The following is a 21,334-nucleotide window of genomic DNA, read 5'->3' as shown; positions in this document are numbered from 1 at the left end:
GGACCGGCTTGTTTGCCCCCGTCACCAGCGCGACACGTGATGTCACGCAGGCTTGGCGCCAGCTTCGGGGCGCCAGGACCACACGGCTTGAACGTCCGCGAGCTGCCAATCGTCCAGCGCATCAGCACCTGACAGGCCCGCGGCCACCGCTCCCCGCCTCAACGTATCGTGACGACGCGTACGCCCCTCTGCATGAGGACGGGATGCGCTGAATAGAGCACGATTTCGGAAAAATAGCAATACAAATCTTGACGAGCGCGTTGCCCGATGCCGAGCGATGACGCCGTCCCCTGTTCACGGTCACTCGGAACGCGGCGATTTTACCCCTCGTTAGGCACGATGAGATCGCGCCTGGCCGGATGGACGGACGGTAACACGACGTGCAGCGCACCCTGGCAAGGTTGGAGAGGCACCGCACGCGAGCGATCGCTGACAGCTCCGATCATCCCCATGCCACGACTGCGCCGAGGGCGCGAACGAAGAGCTCCATGACCGCGACCTCATCCGCAGCTCACCCCAAGACGCGCGACCGGCGCGCGGTGCTGATCCTGCTGGTCGCGATGGCGCTCTACAACGGCGCCTATCTCGTCGGCTGGGCGCTGTCGTCGCCGCAGCCGGCGTTTGGCGACTTCTTCGGGCTATGGTCGTTCGGCAGATTTGCCGCGCTGTCCGGCGCCGGCATCTACGATCCGGTTGCGCTCGCGCGCTATCAGCAGACGCTGGATCCGACGCTGGGCGGCGGCGGCTTTCCCTATCCCTATCCGCCGACCTTCCTGCTGGTGCTGATACCCCTGGGCATGCTGGCGCTGCCGGTTGCCTATGTCTGCTGGATCTCGGTCACCTTCGCGCTTTATGGCCTGGCGACGCTGGAGCGCGATTGGCGCTCGTTAACCTCTCTGGCGCTGCTCGCGGCGCCAACCACGCTCATCAACGCGATCACCGGCCAGAACGGTTTCCTGTCGGCTGCCTTGCTGATCGGCGGATTGCGCCTGCTCGCGCGCCACCCGATCGTTGCCGGCACGCTGCTCGGCCTGCTCGCCTACAAGCCACAATTCGTGCTGCTGATGCCGGTCGTGCTGCTGGCGTCACGCAACTGGCGCGCCATCCTCTCGGCCATCGCCACGACCGTGATCGTCGCGGTCGTCACCAGCGCTGCGCTCGATGCGTGGATCTGGCTCGAATGGATCGTGAAATTTCCGAGCTATCAGGCGCAATTGCAGGCCAACCAGGTCAGCCTCAATCACATGATGCCGACGGTCATCGCTGGCTTGCACGCGCTCGGCGCGCCGCCGCCGATCGGCTACTTGGTTCAGCTCCTGTTGTCCTGCTCCATCGTCGTGATGGTCTGGGATGCCTGGCGACGCGGCTCAACGCAGCAGGCGATCGCGCTGGTCGCGGTCGGCAGCATCATCGCCACGCCCTATGCGATGATCTACGACATGCCGATGGTGGCGGCGGGGATTGCGATCCACTGGAAGGCGCGGAGCGACGCCGGCGAGCCGATCGCGCCGCTGGAGATCGGCCTCGTGATCGCGCTGGGAGCCTGCCTGCTCGCCATGATCGGGCACTCCGTGCCGTTCGCGGCGGCCATTCTGCTGGTCCTGCTGGCGTTGAGCATCGCCGGTGTGTTCGACCGCTCCGGCCGGAGCGCGCCTGCATTGAACATGACGCCGCCCGCCGCGGGTTGATTGTTCTCGGTGCAATTGACCGGATGACGATCGGCGATCGGCTGCGCTAAGCAGGCGGAGGAGATCCCCATCGTCACGCCGGTCATGCCCCCCGCATCATCCCTGCTCGCTTTCGCCCTCGTCTCGCTCGGCATGGTGCTGACACCAGGGCCGAACATGATCTATCTGATCTCGCGCGCGATCACGCAGGGTCACGTCGCGGGCCTGGTCTCGCTCGGCGGCGTTGCCGTCGGCTTTCTGGTCTACATGCTGGCGGCGGCGTTCGGCATCACGGCGCTGCTGTTTGCCGTGCCGTTCGCCTATGACGCGCTGCGCCTCGCCGGCGCTGCCTACCTGCTCTATCTGGCGTGGCAGGCGGTGAAGCCGGGTGGACGCTCGCCCTTCCAGGTGAGGACGCTCGCCATCGACAGCCCACGCCGGCTGTTCCTGATGGGGCTCGCCACCAATCTGCTGAACCCGAAGATCGCGATGCTGTATCTGGCGCTGCTGCCGCAGTTCATCGATCCCGCTGTCGGCAGCGTACTGACGCAGTCGGTGGTGCTCGGCGCGATCCAGATCGTGATCAGCGTCAGCGTCAACGCCATGATCGCCATGGCGGCAGGATCGATTGCCCTGTTCCTGGCGACACGGCCGAGCTGGGCGCTCGTGCAGCGCTATCTGATGGGCACGGTGCTCGCGGGACTTGCGGTGCGCATGGCGCTGGAGGCGCGGCGGGGGTGATTTCCATCGGCTCCCCCACCTCGTCCGCCGAAGCTCCTTTTGGCGGCGGCGGGAATGGAGCAGGTCGGCTCACCCGCCGGCATGAGACGGGTCGGGGCGTGTTCTCGCTAAAGCGGTACGGTCGGGTGTGGCTCCTCTCCCCAGCCCTCCCCCGCAAGCGGGAGAGGGAGCGCAGCGCCAACGCGGAAGACAGCGCCGCCATGATCGACGGAGCAGCAGTCGTCAGTCCAGCTTCGCCTCCATGCCGCGCTTCACGGCGGGGCGGGCCATCAGGGTGTCGTACCAGCGCTTGACGTTCGGAAAGTCGGCGAGATCCACCTTGTGGCGCGGGTGGCGCCAGGCCCAGCCGACGATGGCGAAGTCGGCGATCGAGAGAGCGCCTGCGACGAACTCGTGCTGCGCCAGCCGGCGGTCGAGCACGCCATAGAGCCGGACCGTCTCGGCCATGTAGCGCTTGAGCCCGTAGGCACGGTCCTGTTCGTTGGTCAGCGCGATGAAATGGTGCACCTGGCCGGGCATCGGGCCGAAACCGCCCATCTGCCACATCAGCCATTCATAGACCGGGATCCGCTCGGCGAGGGATTTCGGCAGGAACTGGCCGGTCTTCTCAGCCAGGTAGAGCAGGATGGCGCCGGATTCGAACACGCTGACCGGCTTGCCGTCGGGGCCGTCGGGATCGACGATCGCCGGGATCTTGTTGTTGGGGCTGATCGCCAGGAATTCCGGCGCCATCTGGGCGCCCTTGGTGATGTCGACCGGAACGACGCGGTAGGGCAGCCCCATCTCCTCCAGCGCGACCGAGATTTTGCGCCCGTTTGGGGTGTTCCAGGTGTACAGCTCGATCGTCATGCGGGGCATCCTTCCCAACCGTCCTTGCTTGGTCGCGGGCTCCCATTAGCTCGAAACTGCATCCGGCTTCAAACGTACCGTTGTTGATGGGACATCGTGGCGGCTGGTCTCCGCCGCCCGCCCCCGATAGATTGCGCCACCCAAGAATCCACCCTCAGGGGAAACGCCGTGTCCAAATCCGCCTCCCGCGCCCGCCTCCTCGAGATCATCCGCAGGCGCTCGTTCGGCCGTGGCGAGGTCACGCTGGCCTCCGGCCGCAAGAGCGATTTCTATTTCAACCTGAAGCCGACCATGATGGACCCGGAGGGCGCCACCTTGCTCGCCGAGCTCACCTATGAGGCGCTGAAGGACGAGGGCTTCGATTATATCGGCGGCCTGGAGATGGGCGCGGTGCCGCTCGCCGGCGCGATCGCCCAGATCTCCTGGATCAAGGGCCATCCGATCGCGGCCTTCTTCGTCCGCAAGAAGCCGAAGGAGCACGGCGCCAGGCTCGCGATCGAGGGCCTGACCCGCGACGAGACCCTGGCGGGAAAACGCATCGTCGTGGTCGAGGACGTCACCACCACCGGCGGCTCGGCGATGAAGGCGGTGGAAACCCTGCGCGAGGCCGGCGCCGAGGTGGCGCTGGTGTTCACCATGGTCGACCGCGAGGAAGGCGCCGCCGAGACCTTCGCCCAGGCCGGCCTGCCGTTCCGGGCGCTCTACAAGGCGCACGAATTCCTCTGAGGCGCCTGGCGCGCGGCGCAATTCGCGACCCGCGCATACCGCTCATTTACCAACGCCCGTTAAGGTTACCGCAAAGCTGATGGCGCCATGCCTTGGGCAAGGCGCGTTCGATCGCACATGATCGAGCGACGCGGGTTGCCGCGTCACGGCGTGGCTTTGCGGTGAAGATCCTGGCGATGGAGCGGGCGTTGCGTAGCGTGTTGTCGTTTCGGCGGAGGTCCCGCCACGTCGCTGTCGCGGCGACGGTCGGCCTCGTCGCGGCCGGCGCGCTGGCGCCGCGAATGGCGTCGGCCCAGGGCCTGTTCGACTTCCTGTTCGGCGGCTTCAACAAGCCGCAATCGCAGCGGCCGGCGCAAGGCGGCTTCTTCGCCGATCCGTTCGGCACCAACCCGCAGGCCCCCGCCCAGCCGCGCACCGCGAGCGGCGGATCGGGCGCGGCGTTCTGCGTGCGCACCTGCGACGGCCGCTATTTTCCGTTGACGCGGGGCCTCGCCTCGCCGGCCCAGATGTGCCAGGCGTTCTGCCCGGCCAGCCCGACCAGGATCTATTTCGGCTCCAACATCGACTACGCCACGGCGGCGAACGGCGAGCGCTATGCCGACAGCGAGAACGCGTTCGCCTATCGCCAGGCGCTGCGCGCCGACTGCACCTGCAACGGCCGCGATCCGGCCGGGCTGGCGCCGGTCGACCTGTCGCTCGACACCTCGCTGCGCCCCGGCGACGTCGTCGCCACCAGCGACGGCCTCGTCGCCTATTCGGGCACGCGCGGCAGCGGCGGCCAGCCGGCCGATTTCAAGCCGGTCGCCTCCTATCCCGGGCTGAACTCGGACATGCGGGCCAAGCTGAGCGAGATGAAGGTCGCACCGGTGCGCGCCGAGATGCTGGCGGCCGATGCGCTCGCCGCGATGCCGCCGCCGGAGGCCAGCGCCAGCAATGTCAGCGTCGCGCCGCCGCTGACGATCGCGCCGAAGCCGGCCACCGGCCGCGCCAAGCGCGCGGATGTGGATTGAGCCCGGACTCGTCATTGCGAGCGCAGCGAAGCAATCCAGAGTCCCGCACACCACCCTGGATTGCTTCGCAGCGCTCGCAATGACGGAATGCTGACCTAGCGCGCGACGATCACGCCGATGACGTTCGGCGCTTCCAGATATTTCTCCTCGATCGCCGCCCGCGCGGCGGCGCGGTTGTCCGGCGTCAGCAGGCCGCGTTTCTCGGCCAGGATCATCCAGCAGAAGCCCCACCAATCGGTCAGCATGCCCTCGTCGTCGACCAGGTCGTAGCCCTGCTCGGCGGCGAAGATGCGCGCCCGCGCCTCGTCGAGGCCATCGAGGAAGGTGTGGTCGGTGGCCGAGAACAGATCGTCGGAAATGTCGTCGGTGGTGTAGCCCCAGACCGACATGCAGACGGCGTTGAAGGCGCGGTCGATCTGGTCGTCGTCCACCGCCCGCCGGCGAGCCGTCTTGTGCAGCCGCGTCAGGCTGCGCGCAAAATCGGCAATGCGGGTCAGGGCCAGGGGATCGAAGGCGATATTGGACATGGGTGTCCTCGCGGGATGCACTGATGCCGGGGGCTGGCGGATCGAATCGCTGTCAGGATAAACGATCGCTTGCTAAATTGTTCTTAATTTGTTCCTAGCCGATTGTCCATCCCTTCTCAAAGGAGGCGCGCCGCTCTCATGGAGAATTCCAACACCGAAACCGATGCAGCCCTGCGCAAGCGTCTCGACTGGCTGCTGCGCGACCTATGCGTGGACTGGGGCTTTTGCAGCCGCCTCACCGCGGACGACCTGATGCTGGACGGCCAACCGCCCTCTCCGCAGGCGTTCGCCGCGGCCGTGCTGCGGGCCGAAGGCATGAACGCGGAGTACGAGCCGGATTGGCGCCGTCGGATCGAGCAGATGTTCGTCGCTCGCCTCACAACGTGAGTCTGGATCCCGGCTTTCGCCGGGATGACGATGGGGAGAGCCCTCAACTCCACGACGCACCTGCACCATCCTGGCGCGTTCCGCCCCCGGAACTCCGGCCCCGTTTTTGCATCATTTTCCATCACCTTGCTGTGCGGACCAGCCTTTCCCCGGGTTTCGGACCGCGCGCAACCATCGTATGCTTTTACCGGTTCCTCGTAGCATCACAGGTTTCCAAGGTGACAGATCAGCCGTCCCAGCGCAGCTTCGTAAGCACCGGCCAGCCCGTCGACGAATTGGCGGTCGCGGAGATCAAGAGCGACATCCTGGCCAAGCTTCGCCTCGCCATCGGCAAGGAGGCGAGCCAGGCGACGCCGCAGGACTGGTACCACGCCGCGGCGCTGACCTTGCGCGACCGCATCGTGCATCGCTGGCTGACCGCGGACAAGGAGAGCTACGACGCCGGGCGCAAGCGGGTCTACTATCTCAGCCTCGAATTCCTGATCGGCCGCCTGTTCACCGACGCGCTCAACAACATGGGCCTGATGAAGGTGTTCGAGACCGCGCTCGGCGATCTCGGCGTCGGCCTGATGGACCTGCGCAAATGCGAGCCGGATGCCGCGCTCGGCAATGGCGGCCTCGGCCGGCTTGCGGCCTGCTTCATGGAAAGCATGTCGACCTTGCAGATCCCGGCGATCGGCTACGGCATCCGCTATGATTTCGGCCTGTTCCGCCAGGTCATCGTCGACGGCTGGCAGCACGAATATCCCGACGTCTGGCTGTCGTTCGGCAATCCCTGGGAGTTCCAGCGCCCCGAGGTGGTCTATCACGTTCATTTCGGCGGCGGCGTCGAGCACATCGACGACAAGGGCCGGGCCCGCGCGATCTGGCATCCCGGCGAGACCGTGCAGGCGGTGGCCTATGACACGCCGATCGTCGGCTGGCGCGGCCAGCACGTGAATGCGCTCAGGCTATGGTCGGCGCGCTCGCCCGATCCGCTGAAGCTCGACGTGTTCAACTCCGGCGACTATCTCGGCGCCTCGGCGGAAGAAGCGCGCGCCGAGGCGATCTGCAAGTTCCTGTATCCGAACGACGAGAGCCCGGCGGGACGCGAGCTGCGGCTGCGCCAGGAATATTTCTTCGTCTCGGCTTCGCTGCAAGATCTCGTCAAGCGCCATCTCGGCTCCGACGGCCAGTTGCGCAGCCTGGCGCAGAAGGCCGCGGTGCAGCTCAACGACACGCACCCCTCGCTCGCCGTGGCCGAGCTGATGCGGATCCTGGTCGACCTGCACAATTTCCGCTGGGACGAGGCGTGGAAGATCACCATCGCGACCTTGTCCTATACCAACCACACGCTGCTGCCCGAAGCGCTCGAGACCTGGCCGGTCGAGCTGTTCGAGCGGCTGCTGCCGCGCCATCTCGAGATCATCTATCGCATCAATGCGCAGCATCTCGCGCTCGCCGAGCAGCGCGCACCGGGTGACATCGACTACCGCGCCTCGGTGTCCCTGATCGACGAGAAGAGCGGCCGCCGCGTGCGCATGGGCCAGCTCGCCTTCGTCGGATCGCACCGCATCAACGGCGTCTCGGCGATGCATTCCGACCTGATGAAGGAGACCGTGTTCCACGATCTCAATCATCTCTATCCCGGCCGCATCACCAACAAGACCAACGGCATCACTTTCCGCCGCTGGCTGATGCTGGCCAATCCCAAGCTGACGAACCTCTTGCGCGAGGCCTGCGGCGACGCCGTCGTCGACGATCCGACCTTGCTCTCGAGCCTCGAGAGCTACGTCGCCGACGCCGGCTTCCACCAGAAGTTCCGCGCGGTGAAGCACCACAACAAGGTGCAGCTGGCGCGTCTGATCGGCGAGCGCATGAACGTGCGCCTCGATCCGGGCGCGCTGTTCGACGTGCAGATCAAGCGCATCCACGAATACAAGCGCCAGCTCCTGAACATCCTCGAAGCGGTGGCGCTGTATCTGGACATCAAGGACGACCCGCAAGCCAACTGGGTGCCGCGGGTGAAAATCTTCGCCGGCAAGGCGGCGGCGAGCTACCGCTATGCCAAGCTGATCATCAAGCTGATCAACGACGTCGCGGAGGTCGTCAATAACGATCCCGCGATCGGCGGCAAGCTGAAGGTCGTGTTCATGGCCGACTACAATGTCAGCCTGGCGGAAACGATCATTCCTGCGGCCGACCTGTCCGAGCAGATCTCGACCGCCGGCATGGAGGCGTCCGGCACCGGCAACATGAAGCTGGCGCTGAACGGCGCGCTTACCATCGGCACGCTGGACGGCGCCAATATCGAGATCCGCGACAATGTCGGCGCCGACAACATCGCGATCTTCGGCATGGAGGCCGACGAGGTCATGCTCCGCCGCAAGCAGGGACTGGACGCGTCCGACGTGATCCACCAGTCACCGCGGCTGGCGCGCGCGATCGATGCGATCGCGTCCGGCGCGTTCTCGCCGGACGAACCCGGCCGGTTCGAGCCGATCGCCCATGCGCTGCGCCATCTCGACCACTACATGGTCTCGGCCGATTTCGATTCCTACTACGAGGCCCAGCGCGGCATCGATGCACGCTGGCAGACCGTGCCGGCCTGGACCCGCGCCTCGATCCTCAACGTCGCGCGCATGGCCTGGTTCTCCTCCGACCGCACCATCCGCGAATATGCCGACGACATCTGGAACGTGCCGGTCGGACTGGCGATGGCGCCGGTGCAAGCGCAGCGGGCGTGACGGGCCCTTCCCCTCGCCTTCAGCAATGACCCATGACGTCATTGCAGAGGCCTTCCATTGCGTTTCATCTGACGGCCATCATACGATGACCGTCGGGAGGAATGCATGACCGAACCGCCAGCTCACCTGTTCGACGAGGCCACCCGCGTCACCGCCGGCGACAGCCGCTGGCAGGGACGGACCAGCCCGGATTACTGGGCGTTCGTCGGCCCGTTTGGCGGCGTCACGGCGGCGACCGTGCTGCGCGCGTTGATCCAGCATCCGCAAATTCAGGGCGATCCGCTGGCGGTGACGGTGAACTATTGCGCGCCGATCGCGGAAGGGCCGTTCGATCTCGACGTGCGGCTGGTGAAGGCCAACCGCTCGTCGCAGCATTGGTGCGTCGAGCTGAGCCAGGGCGACTCTGACGCGGCGACGCTCGCCACCGCCGTGTTCGCCGAGCGCCGGCCGTCCTGGTCGCATCAGCCGGCCACAAAGCCCGAGGCGCCGCCGTTCGATCAGGTCAAGCGACATCCCGACACGAACATGTCCTGGACCAAGCAGTACGATTTCCGCTTCATCGAGGGCCGTCCGGCGTTTGGCGCATCGTCGTCGGGGGAGCCGCACAGCAGCTATTCCCGGCTGTGGATCTCCGACCGCAAGCCGCGCAAGCTCGACTGCCTATCGGTGCTGTCGATGTCGGACGCCTTCTTCGGCCGCGTCTTCCACGCCCGCGGCGAGCTGGTGCCGTTCGGCACGGTGTCGCTGACGACCTATTTCCACGTCAGCCGGGAGGAGCTGGCGACCGAGGACATCACGCATGTGCTCGCGACCGCCGACGCCAAGATCTTCAACCGCAGCTATCAGGACCAGCATGGCGAGCTGTGGTCACCGTCCGGCCGGCTGCTCGCGACGACGACGCAGATTGCGTATTTCAAGGCGTGAGGGCCGGGACGCAAGCCAAGAAAACGGCGTCGTCCCGGCCTTGAGCCGGGACGACAGCTGTGGGTATGGCTTGAGCTCGCGCCTCTCGTGCATTGAACGGGGCGGAGCGGGAAAATGTGGGGTCAGCCGCAATGCGACCGCCCCCTTGACGTTTGCAGCCCTACTCCGCCGCCAGCTTCAGATCCGGCGCGGCGTTACGGACCTCGGCATCGACCTGGGCTTCGAACTTGGCAAAATTCTTCTGGAACATGCCGACCAGCGCGCGCGCAGTCTTGTCGAACTCGGCCTTGTCCTTCCAGGTGTTGACCGGGTCGAGGATCTCGGTCGGCACGCCCGGCAGCGCGGTCGGCACCGCGAAGCCGAAATATTTGTCGGTGCGGAACTCGACGTTGCGCAAGCTGCCGTCGAGCGCCGCCGTCAGCAGCGCGCGCGTCACCTTGATCGGCATGCGCGAGCCCGTGCCATACTTGCCGCCGGTCCAGCCGGTGTTGACCAGCCAGCAGTCGACATTGTGCTCGGCGATCAGCTGCCGCAGCATGTTGCCGTAGACGGACGGATCGAGCGGCAGGAACGGCGAGCCGAAGCAGGTCGAGAATTCCGGCTGCGGCTCGGAGCCCAAGCCGCGCTCGGTGCCCGCGACCTTGGCGGTGTAGCCGGACAGGAAATGGTACATCGCCTGCGCCGGCGAGAGCTTTGCGATCGGCGGCAGCACGCCGAAGGCGTCGGCGGCGAGCATCACGACGTTCTTCGGATGCGGCGCGCGGCCGGTGCGCGAGGCGTTCGGGATGTAGTCGAGCGGATAGGCCGAGCGGGTGTTCTCCGTCTTGGAGCCGTCGTCGAAATCGGGAACGCGCGTATCCTCATCGAGCACGACGTTCTCGAGCACCGCACCAAACCGGGTCGACGCCGCATAGATCTGCGGCTCGGCTTCCTGCGACAGCTTGATGCACTTGGCGTAGCAGCCGCCCTCGAAGTTGAACACGCCGGACGGTCCCCAACCATGCTCGTCGTCGCCGATCAAGGTGCGGTTCGGATCGGCCGACAGCGTCGTCTTGCCGGTGCCGGACAGGCCGAAGAAGACAGCGGTGTCGCCGTTCGAACCGACATTGGCCGAGCAGTGCATCGGCATCACGCCGCGTTCGGGCAGGTAGTAGTTGAGCGTGGTGAACACGCTCTTCTTCATCTCGCCGGCATAATAGGACCCGCCGATCAGGACGATCTTGCGGGCGAAATCGATCGCGACGACGTTCTGCGAGCGCACGCCGTGGCGTTTCGGGTCGGCACGGAAGCTCGGCATGTCGATGATCGTGAGCTCCGGCACGAAGGTGTCGAGCTCGATCTTCTCGGGGCGGATCAGAAGCGTGCGGATGAACAGCGAATGCCAGGCGAGTTCGGTGAAGACGCGCGTCTTGATGCGGAAGCTCGGATCGGCGCCGCCATAGAGATCCTGCGCAAACAGGGTCTTGCCTTCGGCGTGCTTGATGAAGTCCTGATGCAGCGCCTCGAACTGCGCGGGCGTGATCGCCTGGTTGCCCGCCCACCACATCTTTTCGGTGGAGGCGTCGCGCACCGTGAACTTGTCCTTCGGGCTGCGGCCGGTGAACTCGCCAGTATCCGCGCACAGCGCCCCGTCGGCCGACAGCACCGCCTCGCCTGCCGCCAGCGAATACTGATAGAGCTGGGGAGCGCCGAGATTCCAGTGCACCTGCTTGAGGTTCTTTAAGCCGAACTTGTCGGCACCGAAGGCGCCGTTGCGAATACCCGTCTCTTGCACGAAGATCCCTCCTGAGAGCCCGCATCTGTTGCGCGCAGTCGCGCGCGTTGCGCGGTGACCGTTGCCGTTACATCGCCTTATCGAAGCGCGGTCGCCGACCTAATACTGATCAACGCTGGTCTTGCCAAGACGATCCGGCCCAATTGGTTATTGGCAAACCGTGATGTACGTAGCTCATGTTTTGCCGCGCCATGCACATTCCAGCAGCAGCCGCCTGCGCCCCGCGGAGTTGCTGCAACGCAACAGATATATCAGCGCGTTTGGGTTTCACGAGAACGACGAACGACGCTCAAATCGACGAATTCGCGCCGGCAAGCGAAGACCAAAACGAAGACCGAGCATCCGGCCAACGCCCGTCGCAGCGCATCGCTGCAACCGATCAAGGGACGCCGCCCGAGCCGACGGAATGCGTCGGTGATCAGCCGTGTCGTCGCCCACCCGATCAGCCAGCTTCCATTCACGATTGCCTCGCGCTTGCGGGATCACTTAATCCGATTCTCCCGGCCGCGACGTCAATGAGCTCACTCGCGCCCACGCCATGGGTTTGCGCGGCGCTCACCTTCTGCTGGACGGGGAGCGTGCACATCGAGCTTCACCGCAACTGCGTTCATGCGTGAACTTTGTCGTCTTTCGTCACGAGAGGATGAGCACAGCCATCAAAGCGGGCTCGAACTACACCTCACTTCGCGCGTGCCTCGTCAGCAAGCCGCACAAGCATCTTGCGCAACGCCCCGGGCGTGGTTACGCGCTCGGGAAACCCGAGCCGTAGCGTCTTGCCGTCGGCCATCAGATCCAATCCTTCCGGGTCACAGCCGCTACACCGCCACTCCGCGGCTTCGGCGCCGAGCAGCTTCGTCGCGTAGAGGGCGAGCGCCTCGCGGTGATCTTCGTTCATGTGATCGACAGCGCCCTGCTCTGCCAGAATCAGTTCATCAGCATCGGAGATATCCGTGTGAAACTGCTCGGGCTTGAGATCGACGATGCGGCCGAATCCGGCGACGAGATGCGCGCCTGACGGACGAATCACGAAGAACGAGAAGTCGGCGAAATCCGCATAGTCCGCAGCGGACGGATGCGCATTGAGATACCGACGGCGCATCATCTCGCGATTGTCGTCGGTGGCCTGCTCGGCCTTGCCCGACAGCATGATGCGAGTTCCCTCCAGCGGATCGCCCGGCGCCCGTTCATCGAGCATCAGCGATACGCGCGAATCGGCAAGTACATTCCTGGTGTGTACAGCTAATCGCGAGATCAGGATGATCGGAGCACCATCGGACGCGGTGGCGACGTTGACGAGGGAGCAGTAGGGATCGCCCGTACCAACCATCAAGGTCGCAAGTGCGCCCTGCCGGCTTCGGCGCAGCAGGGATTGCGTCACGCGGTTAGGGTTAAAGCTCGCAGACATCGTCTTTTCCCTCGTCCATCCAGTTGCAATGAAGGCCTTTTTTCGGCTAAACGGGCCACAAACCTGGGCGCGGCACAAGACTTTGCCATGGTATTTGTGGAACTCGGTCACACTTCAGCCCAGCTTGCATTGCTCGTTGACCATGTTCGAAGCCCAAATATGCGGCCCTTATCTTGATTCTCGAAGTCTCGGCGTAACCAGACTCTGAAAGCAGGCTCATGCCCACAATCGCCTTGGTCGATGACGACCGCAACATTCTGACATCCGTCTCCATCGCGCTCGAGGCCGAGGGTTATCGGATCATGACCTATACCGATGGTGCGTCGGCGCTCGACGGTTTTCGGACCAGCCAGCCTGACCTCGCCATCCTCGACATCAAGATGCCGCGCATGGACGGCATGGAGACGTTGCGGCGGCTTCGCCAGAAGTCCGACCTGCCGGTGATCTTCCTCACCTCCAAGGACGAGGAGATCGACGAGCTGTTCGGCCTGAAGATGGGCGCGGACGACTTCATCCGCAAACCGTTCTCGCAGCGCCTGCTGGTGGAGCGCGTCAAGGCCGTGCTGCGCCGCTCGCAGCCGAAGGATCCGACGGCTCTGCCGAAGGAGAACGACGCCAAGGCGCTCGATCGCGGCCTGCTGCGCATGGATCCGGAGCGTCACACCTGCACCTGGAAGAACGAGCCGGTCACGCTGACCGTCACCGAGTTCCTGATCCTGCAGGCGCTGGCGCAACGTCCGGGCGTGGTCAAGAGCCGCAATGCGCTGATGGACGCGGCCTATGACGACCAAGTCTATGTCGACGACCGCACCATCGACAGCCACATCAAGCGGCTGCGCAAGAAGTTCAAGATGGTCGACGAGGAGTTCGAGATGATCGAGACCCTCTACGGCGTCGGATATCGCTTCAAGGAAACCTGAAGCCCTGCGGCAAGGGACCTGAAGCATTGCCTTGCGCGACGTCATGCGAAATTGCGCGCTGACGTCGCGGTCTCGATTGGATAGGCTACGCCTCCTGCGCGTTTGTCCGAGCGCAGATGCCGGAACGGGGCCATTGTTGCGGCGAATTCGGGTGCGGCAAGTCGAGTTCTCGCGGGAATTCGCCGCACAACCCCTACGAAATTCGGAATCGGAGCACTCACATTGCTCGATCGCACGCAGCTTGACCCAGCCGTGAATGCCCACGACGCCGCCGCCGCGATCGCGTCCGAGGCGGCGGAGGAGACCCCGCAGGTCTCCGGCTGGCAGCGTCCGCTGAGCTGGCTGCGCCGCGCCGGACAGTTCCTGTTCGCGCTGTCGTTCTCGAGCCTCACCCGCCGCATCGTCTCGCTGAACATCGCCGGCCTGCTCGCACTGGTTGCAAGCATCCTGTACCTGTCGCAGTTCCGCGCCGGCCTGATCGACGCGCGCGCGCAGAGCCTCCTGGTGCAGGCCGAGATCATCGCCGGCGCCATCGCCGCCTCGGCCACGGTGCAGACCAACACCATCACCATCGATCCCGAGCGCCTGCTCGATCTCAAGCCCGGCGAGAGCTACGGCGCGCCGGACGAATATTCGCCGCTCGACTTCCCGATCAATCCGGAACGCGTCGCGCCGGTGCTGCGCACGCTGATCTCGCCGACCAAGACGCGCGCGCGCATCTATGATCCGAATGGCGGGCTCCTGCTCGACAGCCGCAACCTGGAGAACGTGCTGCGCTTCGACCTGCCGCCGCCGTCGAGCGAGAAGCCCGGCTTCGTCGAGCGTGCGCTGATCTCGGTCCGCACCTGGCTCAATCGCGGCGACCTGCCGCTGTACCGCGAATATGGCCCCGAGAACGGCAACGGCTACGAGGAAGTCGCGGACGCGCTGAAGGGCCAGAAGCGCAGCATGGTGAGGGTCAATTCGCGCGGCGAAGTGATCGTTTCGGTCGCGGTGTCGGTGCAGCGCTCGCGCACCATCCACGGCGCCCTGATGCTGTCGACACAGGGCGACGACATCGACCAGATGGTCACCGCCGAGCGTCTTGCCATTCTGAAGGTCGGCGGCGTCGCCTCCGCCGTCATGATCGTGCTGTCGCTGCTGCTCGCCAGCACCATCGCCGGTCCGGTGCGCCGGCTCGCCGACAGTGCCGAGCGGGTCCGCCGCCGCATCAAGACCCGCGTCGAGATCCCCGACTTCACCCGCCGCCGCGACGAGATCGGCCATCTCTCCGGGGCGCTGCGCGACATGACGGACGCGCTCTACAACCGCATCGAGGCGATCGAGATGTTCGCCGCCGATGTTGCCCACGAGCTCAAGAACCCGCTGACCTCGCTGCGCTCGGCGGTCGAGACGCTGCCGCTGGCGCGCAACGACAACAGCCGCGCCCGCCTGCTCGCCGTGATCGAGCACGACGTGAAGCGGCTCGACCGGCTGATCTCCGACATTTCCGACGCCAGCCGGCTCGATGCCGAGCTGCAGCGCCAGGACATGACCCTGGTCGATCTGCGCCGGCTGCTGAACACGCTGACCTCGGTCGCCAACGAGACCAAGCTCGGAACCGACGTCACCGTCGAGGTCCGCTTCGAGGGCCGCGGCGCCAACGACACCTTCTCGGTGCCCGGTCATGATTCGCGGCTCGGCCAGGTGATCTCCAACCTTCTCTCGAACGCGCAATCGTTCTCCGCGGCCGGCGGCAAGGTGCGCATCACCTGCCGGCGCGTGCGCTCGGAGATCGAGATCACCGTCGATGATGACGGTCCCGGCATTCGCGAGGACGCCCTGCAGCGCATCTTCGAGCGGTTCTATACCGACCGGCCGCACCAGGGCTTTGGCCAGAATTCCGGGCTCGGCCTGTCGATCTCCAAGCAGATCATCGACGCCCATGGCGGGCGGATCTGGGCCGAGAACCGGCCCGGCCCTGTTGACGCCGACGGACATCCGACCTCGGCCGGGGCTCGCTTCGTCGTCCGGCTGCCGGCGTCGTGACGAACGAAACGGCGAGCATCCATGCGTCTGCCGTCCAGGTGGGGGAGCAGGCCGTCCTGATCCGGGGCCCCTCCGGTTCCGGTAAATCCCGACTCGCCTTCGATCTGATCCTCGCCGGACGCGCGGGACAGCTGCCGCCAACGGTTCTGGTGGGCGACGACCGTGTTCATCTCGCCACACGCGGCGGGGAAATGTGGGTGAGCCCCGCGCCCGCTCTGGCCGGGCTGATCGAGATCCGCGGCCTTGGAATCCGCGCCTGCGACCATGTGTCGGAGGCGAAACTTGGGCTTGTGGTTGACCTGATGGCCGAGGACGCTGCCCGCCTGCCGAACGCCGAATCGCTTCGGATTCATCTCAACGGTATCGAATTGCCACGGATACCTGTCGGCCCGGGCTTCTCACCCCTCCCGCTGGTTGCAGCGGAACTAATTACCACTCAAGCTTTCATGTTCCGGTAATCTTTCGGCCGATTGTGTGGGGCAAATTGGTAACCATATCAGCCCCACTATCGCGACCGAGTAGACCGCCGCCCCCTCCCATTCTGTATGCCAGAATCCGGGAGACTCGCGAATATGCCCTCTTGCGCGAGGGCTCCGGATGGTCAAAGTGGCGCGTTCGTGCGGTGCACCCAAGGCGCCCGCGAGGAGTATCCGATGATTGGCCTGGTACTGGTGACCCATGGGCGCCTCGCCGACGAGTTCAGGGCGGCGCTGGAACACGTCATGGGTCCTCAAAAACAAATCGAAGCGGTCACGATTGGCGCCGACGATGATTCCGATCTCTGTCGCAGCGACATCATCGAAGCCGTGAACCGCGTCGACACCGGCGACGGTGTCGCCATTCTCACCGACATGTTCGGCGGCACGCCGTCGAACCTCGCCATCTCCTGCATGAGCCGGCCCAAGGTCGAGGTGCTCGCGGGCATCAACCTGCCCATGCTGGTGAAGCTCGCCAAGGTGCGCGAGGAGCGCTCGCTGCCCGACGCCATCGCCATGGCGCAGGAGGCGGGACGCAAATACGTCACCATCGCCAGCCGGGTGCTCGCCGGCAAATGAGCGACGAGGATGCTCAGCAGGACAACGTCGCCGGCCCGGCTGTCCCTGCCGGAGCCATCTCGCGAGAGCTGCTGATCACCAACAAGCGCGGCCTGCATGCGCGGGCCTCGGCGAAATTCGTGCAGATGGTCGAGAAGTTCCAGGCCGAGGTCTGGGTGACGCGCGGCGGCGAGACCGTCGGCGGCCGCTCGATCATGGGCCTGATGATGCTGGCGGCGGCGCCGGGAACCAAGATCCTGGTCTCCGCCACCGGGCCCGAGGCGGAGGCCGCGCTGCAGGCGATCACCGACCTGGTGAACGACAAGTTCCACGAAGAAGGCGTGTAAGGGCCTCCCGAAACGCGTTTCGCCATGCCGCAATGGGGCATTCTACCCGATTTGCGCCTATCCTCGCATAGCGACGCGGTAAGGATGGCATGTCCAGTAGCACTATTCGGCTGAGCGAGGCAGACCTGCGAGCCGTGGCTGAATACGCGGCCCTCTCTGCACATCCGGCGCTGGCGATCTTCGAACGCGACCGACCGGATGATCTTCGTGCACGAGCCGCAATACAGGCCGCCCGAAGCTTTGCGAGCGGCGGGAGTCGGAGCAAATCCCTACGGGATAGCGCGTGGGCGGCGCAGCGGGCGGCAATCGAAGCCCGCGATGAAGGGTTGCGCGCGGCCTATGAGGCCGCTCGCGCCGCCCTTGCCGCGGCGGGCGCGGGCTTCCTTCATCCCCTCGCGAACCCTTCCCAGGTCAAGCACATCCTCGGAGCTGCCGGCCACGCGGCGCGAGCTTTCGAAATCTCGGCCGGAGACGTTCCCGCCGTCGGCGCTGACTACCTCGCGCGATCACGGCTCCTTGCTTCTCGAGAGGTCGTGGACGTCCTCAGGCGTTATCCTGGTCCGCCGCCCGGAGGAGGCCGGGTCGGAGAGCTGATCCGCCAGCTCGATTCCCTGCTCCGGTGATCGGGAGGCCTCGCGCGCAGGAGCGCTTGGCCGGGACGACCGCGGAGCTATCCCCCCGATGCCTGAATATACACCTTCCAAACGATTGCAGGGCCCGCCTGGCCGTGGAAGAAGCGCTGCGTGGTCATAACCAGCGGCTCGGCTGTCGGGGCCTCCTTGGCCATCCAGGCCTCGCAGGCCGCGATCCGGTTGTCGGTGGTGTCGCAGATGCCGATGAACCCCTCGCGCTTGAGGTCCTCCAGCGCGCTCAGGCCGGAACTCCAGGTCTCCTCGGGCGTGGTGGGCACCGTGAACGGCCTTGGGTGGTCCGGGCTGTAGAAGGTCATCGGCGTGTTCATCTCGGCAAAGCCGGCCACCAGCGGCCAGGGCGAGCCGAATCGGGCATGCCAGGCCTTGGTCAGCTCCCGCGCCAGCTCCGAACGGGCGCCATAGCCGGTGGCGCCGTTCGGATTGGCGGCCATCTCGCGCCGGGCGATCCAGGGCGAGGCGATCAGCGTGAGCAGCGACAGGACGAGCCAGACGGCGGCGAGCCGCGGCAGCATGACCGATCGCAGCCGCAGCGCGGGAATTGCGACCAGCGCCAGCGGCACCAGGAAGAACAGCGAGATGCCCCAATCGGTCTTCATGTAGATCGTGAAGGCGAGGCCGCCGAGCGGCGGCCCGACGGCAACGATCGCCTGCACCAGCCAAACATTGATCGCCTGGCTTACATTCACGCCGGGATTGGGACCGCCGCGCCAGTTGCGGAAGGCGAATCGCGGCGGCCAGGCCATCACCAGCGCCGCCAGCGCCACCGGCAAAGCCAGCAGCGCAAGATTGTGGCCGACATAGCCGAGCACGAGCTCGGCGGCGCGGCCGCGGTCCGACAGCGTATAGACATCCCCGGCATAGGTGATGGCGACGAAATCGACCCGCCACAGCCACACCAGATGCGGGATCATCGCCACCAGCATGGTGACGATCGCGACCCACGGCGCGGGCGACGCCAGAAAGCGCAACCGTTCCGGGTGCAGCAGCGCCGCAAGGCCGATGGCGCCGATCATGGTCAGCACCCAGTATTTGGTCATCAGCGCCGCCGCGCCGGCGAGGCCGAGCCACAGGCCGGAGGCGGCGCTGCGCTTTTCGAACGCGTTGAGATAGGCCAGCACCAGCAGCGGCAGGGTCAGCAGCTGGACCAGGTCGGCGTTGTACTTGAAGCCCTTGAAATTGAAGATCGGGTACAGCGCGACCATCACCACGACGAAGAAGGCGCGGCGGCGGTCGACCACCTTGAGGCTCGCGAGCCAGACGATGACGAGACCGCTGCCGTTCACGGCCATCGCCAGCGCATAGGTCGCCCAGTCCTTGACCGGAAACACCGCGAACCACAGCCCCGCGATCCAGCCCGACAGCGGCGGATGCTTGCCGTAGCCGAGCAGGAAGCGGCTGCCCCAGGCATAGGCCTCGGCGACGTCCATATGGACGTCCTGCGCCGCCTTCAGATTGGTCAGGATCGCCGTCCACAGCACGGCATGGACGACCGCGAAGGTGACGACGACCCAGAGCGACGTTGCCGGCGCCGTGGCGCGCGCCACCAGCCAGGCGGAGATTCGCCGCGGTCCGAGACGGCCGCGCATGCGCGCCGCGAGAGGCGGAAGAGAGGTACTCGACATCCGCCCTCGGTAGCCTGTTTTGGCGGCGCGGGGAATCAGCTTGCCGTGAAGAAAGCCCCTGGAAATTCAGCAATATGGTTGCTGGTGAGGGGCTTGGGGTGCTATCTGCGCGACCCATGACGACCGCCCCCATTCCCAACATCCGCAACTTCTCCATCGTCGCCCATATCGACCATGGAAAGTCCACTTTGGCCGACCGCCTGATCCAGATGACGGGCGGGCTGTCGGACCGCGAGATGGCGGGCAAGGAGCAGGTGCTCGATTCGATGGACATCGAGCGCGAGCGCGGCATCACCATCAAGGCGCAGACCGTGCGCCTGCGTTACCATGCCAAGGACGGCAAGGATTACATCTTCAACCTGATGGACACGCCCGGCCACGTCGACTTCGCCTACGAAGTCTCCCGGTCGCTGGCGGCCTGCGAGGGCTCGCTGCTGGTGGTCGACGCCAGCCAGGGCGTCGAGGCGCAGACGCTCGCCAACGTCTATCAGGCGCTCGACAACAATCACGAGATCGTCCCGGTCCTCAACAAGATCGACCTGCCGGCGGCCGAGCCCGAGAAGATCAAGCAGCAGATCGAGGACGTGATCGGTATCGACGCCTCCGACGCGGTGATGATCTCCGCCAAGACCGGCCTTGGCATTCCCGACGTGCTGGAGGCGATCGTCACCCGCCTGCCGCCGCCCAAGGGCGACCGCGAGGCGACCCTGAAGGCGCTGCTGGTCGACAGCTGGTACGACGTCTATCTCGGCGTCGTCGTGCTGGTGCGCATCGTCGACGGCGTGATGAAGAAGGGCCAGCGCGTCCGGATGATGGGCACCGGGGCCGCCTATGACGTCGAGCGCGTCGGCTTCTTCACGCCGAAGATGACGCAGGTCGACGAGCTCGGGCCCGGCGAGATCGGCTTCATCACCGCCGCGATCAAGGAGGTGGCCGACACCCGCGTCGGCGACACCATCACCGACGACCGCAAGCCGGTCTCGGAGATGCTGCCGGGCTTCAAGCCGGCCATCCCGGTCGTGTTCTGCGGCCTGTTCCCGGTCGATGCCGATGATTTCGAAACATTGCGCGCCGCAATGGGCAAGCTCCGGCTCAACGACGCCAGCTTCTCGTTCGAGATGGAAACCTCGGCCGCGCTCGGCTTCGGCTTCCGCTGCGGCTTCCTCGGCCTCTTGCATCTGGAGATCATCCAGGAGCGTCTCTCCCGCGAGTTCGATCTCAACCTCATCGCGACCGCGCCGAGCGTCATCTACAAGATGAAGCTGACCGACGGCGAGGAGATCGAGATCCACAACCCGGTCGACATGCCCGACGTGGTCAAGATCGCCGAGATCCAGGAGCCCTGGATCGAGGCGACGATCCTGACGCCGGACGAATATCTCGGCAGCGTGCTCAAGCTCTGCCAGGACCGCCGCGGCAATCAGAAGGAGCTGACTTACGTCGGCAGCCGCGCGATGGTCAAATACGACCTGCCGCTCAACGAGGTGGTGTTCGACTTCTACGACCGGCTGAAATCGGTCTCCAAGGGCTACGCCTCGTTCGACTATCATTTGACCGACTACAAGCCGGCCGATCTCGTCAAGATGCAGATCCTCGTCAACAACGAGCCGGTCGATGCGCTGTCGATGCTGGTGCACCGGACCCGCGCCGAAGGCCGGGGACGCGCCATGGTCGAGAAGATGAAGGACCTGATTCCGCCGCACATGTTCCAGATCCCGATCCAGGCGGCGATCGGCGGCAAGGTGATCGCGCGCGAGACCGTGCGCGCGCTGCGCAAGGACGTCACCGCGAAGTGCTACGGCGGCGACATCACCCGCAAGCGCAAGCTTCTGGAGAAGCAGAAGGAAGGCAAGAAGAAGATGCGGCAGTTCGGCAAGGTCGACATCCCGCAGGAAGCCTTCATCGCCGCCCTCAAGGTGGATAGCTGAGGCGCGGGCCCGCCCCCTTCTCTGGTTTCATCAGCACGATAGGCTGAAGAAAATCCGGATTCCAAA

The 21,334-nt window shown here is 65.5% G+C and carries 19 protein-coding genes; 14 read left to right on the top strand and 5 right to left on the bottom strand.

Going from position 1 to position 21,334, the window contains the following annotated elements; genetic code table 11:
* Positions 1-488: 488 nt before the first annotated feature.
* Together QW861_RS17325 and QW861_RS17320 are read left to right on the top strand one after the other, a co-directional pair.
* The gene (locus tag QW861_RS17325; RefSeq protein ID WP_316193314.1) at positions 489-1,688 is read left to right on the top strand and encodes a glycosyltransferase family 87 protein; all 1,200 of its coding nucleotides are present in this window, start codon (positions 489-491) and stop codon (positions 1,686-1,688) included.
* A gap of 84 nt (positions 1,689-1,772) precedes the next feature.
* Complete coding sequence (locus QW861_RS17320) at positions 1,773-2,408, top strand: LysE family translocator (protein ID WP_316193313.1); 636 nt, start codon at positions 1,773-1,775, stop codon at positions 2,406-2,408.
* Positions 2,409-2,630: 222 nt separating this feature from the next.
* Here the strand turns inward: QW861_RS17320 and QW861_RS17315 are convergent, their stop codons facing one another.
* Positions 2,631-3,257: a glutathione S-transferase family protein gene (locus QW861_RS17315; RefSeq protein ID WP_315715332.1), complete on the bottom strand. Its 627-nt coding sequence runs from the start codon at positions 3,255-3,257 to the stop codon at positions 2,631-2,633.
* Between the two features lie 168 nt (positions 3,258-3,425).
* Between QW861_RS17315 and pyrE the strand changes: the two genes are divergently transcribed.
* Together pyrE and QW861_RS17305 are read left to right on the top strand one after the other, a co-directional pair.
* Positions 3,426-3,983 carry an orotate phosphoribosyltransferase gene (gene pyrE / locus QW861_RS17310; protein WP_315752224.1) on the top strand — a complete coding sequence of 186 codons (558 nt, stop codon included), beginning with the start codon at positions 3,426-3,428 and terminating at the stop codon, positions 3,981-3,983.
* A 188-nt stretch (positions 3,984-4,171) separates the two neighbouring features.
* Positions 4,172-4,993, top strand: coding sequence for a DUF2865 domain-containing protein (locus QW861_RS17305; protein WP_315752225.1), 822 nt, complete (start codon positions 4,172-4,174; stop codon positions 4,991-4,993).
* 95 nt (positions 4,994-5,088) lie between these two features.
* Here the strand turns inward: QW861_RS17305 and QW861_RS17300 are convergent, their stop codons facing one another.
* Positions 5,089-5,520 carry a hypothetical protein gene (locus QW861_RS17300; protein WP_316193312.1) on the bottom strand — a complete coding sequence of 144 codons (432 nt, stop codon included), beginning with the start codon at positions 5,518-5,520 and terminating at the stop codon, positions 5,089-5,091.
* A 138-nt stretch (positions 5,521-5,658) separates the two neighbouring features.
* Here QW861_RS17300 and QW861_RS17295 point away from each other — a divergent pair, with 138 nt between their 5' ends.
* The 3 genes from QW861_RS17295 (at position 5,659) to QW861_RS17285 (ending at position 9,557) form a co-directional block, all read left to right on the top strand.
* Positions 5,659-5,907 carry a hypothetical protein gene (locus QW861_RS17295; RefSeq protein ID WP_315752226.1) on the top strand — a complete coding sequence of 83 codons (249 nt, stop codon included), beginning with the start codon at positions 5,659-5,661 and terminating at the stop codon, positions 5,905-5,907.
* 218 nt (positions 5,908-6,125) lie between these two features.
* Positions 6,126-8,633 carry a glycogen/starch/alpha-glucan phosphorylase gene (locus QW861_RS17290; protein ID WP_316193311.1) on the top strand — a complete coding sequence of 836 codons (2,508 nt, stop codon included), beginning with the start codon at positions 6,126-6,128 and terminating at the stop codon, positions 8,631-8,633.
* Positions 8,634-8,738: 105 nt separating this feature from the next.
* Entirely contained in the window at positions 8,739-9,557 is an 819-nt protein-coding gene (locus QW861_RS17285) for a thioesterase family protein (RefSeq protein WP_316193310.1), read from the top strand.
* Between the two features lie 160 nt (positions 9,558-9,717).
* Here QW861_RS17285 and QW861_RS17280 read toward each other — a convergent pair whose 3' ends face one another.
* Positions 9,718-11,331 (bottom strand): phosphoenolpyruvate carboxykinase, encoded by a 1,614-nt coding sequence (locus QW861_RS17280; protein WP_316167255.1) that lies wholly within the window; start codon positions 11,329-11,331, stop codon positions 9,718-9,720.
* Between the two features lie 679 nt (positions 11,332-12,010).
* Positions 12,011-12,736 (bottom strand): HugZ family protein, encoded by a 726-nt coding sequence (locus tag QW861_RS17275; RefSeq protein WP_316167253.1) that lies wholly within the window; start codon positions 12,734-12,736, stop codon positions 12,011-12,013.
* Between the two features lie 218 nt (positions 12,737-12,954).
* On the opposite strand from QW861_RS17275, the gene QW861_RS17270 reads away from it, so the two are divergent.
* From QW861_RS17270 to QW861_RS34010, 6 genes are all read left to right on the top strand, one after another.
* On the top strand, positions 12,955-13,656 hold the full coding sequence (locus tag QW861_RS17270; protein WP_006611449.1) for a response regulator transcription factor: 702 nt from the start codon (positions 12,955-12,957) through the stop codon (positions 13,654-13,656).
* Between the two features lie 222 nt (positions 13,657-13,878).
* Positions 13,879-15,684: a sensor histidine kinase gene (locus tag QW861_RS17265; RefSeq protein WP_315825852.1), complete on the top strand. Its 1,806-nt coding sequence runs from the start codon at positions 13,879-13,881 to the stop codon at positions 15,682-15,684.
* The gene (locus QW861_RS17260; protein WP_315752232.1) at positions 15,681-16,142 is read left to right on the top strand and encodes an HPr kinase/phosphatase C-terminal domain-containing protein; all 462 of its coding nucleotides are present in this window, start codon (positions 15,681-15,683) and stop codon (positions 16,140-16,142) included. Before QW861_RS17265 ends, QW861_RS17260 begins: the two co-directional genes overlap by 4 nt.
* A 195-nt stretch (positions 16,143-16,337) precedes the next feature.
* A complete protein-coding gene (locus QW861_RS17255; RefSeq protein ID WP_006611446.1) occupies positions 16,338-16,739 on the top strand; it encodes a PTS sugar transporter subunit IIA in 402 nt (133 codons plus the stop codon).
* Positions 16,736-17,065 (top strand): HPr family phosphocarrier protein, encoded by a 330-nt coding sequence (locus QW861_RS17250; protein ID WP_315715321.1) that lies wholly within the window; start codon positions 16,736-16,738, stop codon positions 17,063-17,065. Before QW861_RS17255 ends, QW861_RS17250 begins: the two co-directional genes overlap by 4 nt.
* A gap of 89 nt (positions 17,066-17,154) precedes the next feature.
* Positions 17,155-17,688, top strand: coding sequence for a putative immunity protein (locus tag QW861_RS34010; protein ID WP_409998353.1), 534 nt, complete (start codon positions 17,155-17,157; stop codon positions 17,686-17,688).
* Between the two features lie 47 nt (positions 17,689-17,735).
* Here QW861_RS34010 and QW861_RS17245 read toward each other — a convergent pair whose 3' ends face one another.
* Positions 17,736-19,340: a glycosyltransferase family 39 protein gene (locus QW861_RS17245; protein WP_315752233.1), complete on the bottom strand. Its 1,605-nt coding sequence runs from the start codon at positions 19,338-19,340 to the stop codon at positions 17,736-17,738.
* A gap of 116 nt (positions 19,341-19,456) precedes the next feature.
* On the opposite strand from QW861_RS17245, the gene lepA reads away from it, so the two are divergent.
* On the top strand, positions 19,457-21,268 hold the full coding sequence (gene lepA / locus QW861_RS17240) for a translation elongation factor 4 (RefSeq protein WP_315715319.1): 1,812 nt from the start codon (positions 19,457-19,459) through the stop codon (positions 21,266-21,268).
* The last annotated feature ends 66 nt before the right edge of the window (positions 21,269-21,334 follow it).

The organism is Bradyrhizobium sp. SZCCHNRI1029, from assembly GCF_032487555.1.
Taxonomy (GTDB): domain Bacteria; phylum Pseudomonadota; class Alphaproteobacteria; order Rhizobiales; family Xanthobacteraceae; genus Bradyrhizobium.
This window is presented reverse-complemented; position numbering and strand designations above follow the sequence as displayed.

What these genes read in the sequence shown, in the direction of transcription:
- QW861_RS17325 (WP_316193314.1), top strand. Translation starts at nt 489, where the DNA reads ATGACCGCGACCTCATCCGCAGCTCACCCCAAGACGCGCGACCGGCGC.
- QW861_RS17320 (WP_316193313.1), top strand. Translation starts at nt 1,773, where the DNA reads ATGCCCCCCGCATCATCCCTGCTCGCTTTCGCCCTCGTCTCGCTCGGC.
- QW861_RS17315 (WP_315715332.1), bottom strand. Translation starts at nt 3,257, where the DNA reads ATGACGATCGAGCTGTACACCTGGAACACCCCAAACGGGCGCAAAATC.
- QW861_RS17300 (WP_316193312.1), bottom strand. Translation starts at nt 5,520, where the DNA reads ATGTCCAATATCGCCTTCGATCCCCTGGCCCTGACCCGCATTGCCGAT.
- QW861_RS17295 (WP_315752226.1), top strand. Translation starts at nt 5,659, where the DNA reads ATGGAGAATTCCAACACCGAAACCGATGCAGCCCTGCGCAAGCGTCTC.
- QW861_RS17285 (WP_316193310.1), top strand. Translation starts at nt 8,739, where the DNA reads ATGACCGAACCGCCAGCTCACCTGTTCGACGAGGCCACCCGCGTCACC.
- QW861_RS17275 (WP_316167253.1), bottom strand. Translation starts at nt 12,736, where the DNA reads ATGTCTGCGAGCTTTAACCCTAACCGCGTGACGCAATCCCTGCTGCGC.
- QW861_RS17270 (WP_006611449.1), top strand. Translation starts at nt 12,955, where the DNA reads ATGCCCACAATCGCCTTGGTCGATGACGACCGCAACATTCTGACATCC.
- QW861_RS17255 (WP_006611446.1), top strand. Translation starts at nt 16,338, where the DNA reads ATGATTGGCCTGGTACTGGTGACCCATGGGCGCCTCGCCGACGAGTTC.
- QW861_RS17250 (WP_315715321.1), top strand. Translation starts at nt 16,736, where the DNA reads ATGAGCGACGAGGATGCTCAGCAGGACAACGTCGCCGGCCCGGCTGTC.
- QW861_RS34010 (WP_409998353.1), top strand. Translation starts at nt 17,155, where the DNA reads ATGTCCAGTAGCACTATTCGGCTGAGCGAGGCAGACCTGCGAGCCGTG.
- QW861_RS17245 (WP_315752233.1), bottom strand. Translation starts at nt 19,340, where the DNA reads ATGTCGAGTACCTCTCTTCCGCCTCTCGCGGCGCGCATGCGCGGCCGT.
- lepA (WP_315715319.1), top strand. Translation starts at nt 19,457, where the DNA reads ATGACGACCGCCCCCATTCCCAACATCCGCAACTTCTCCATCGTCGCC.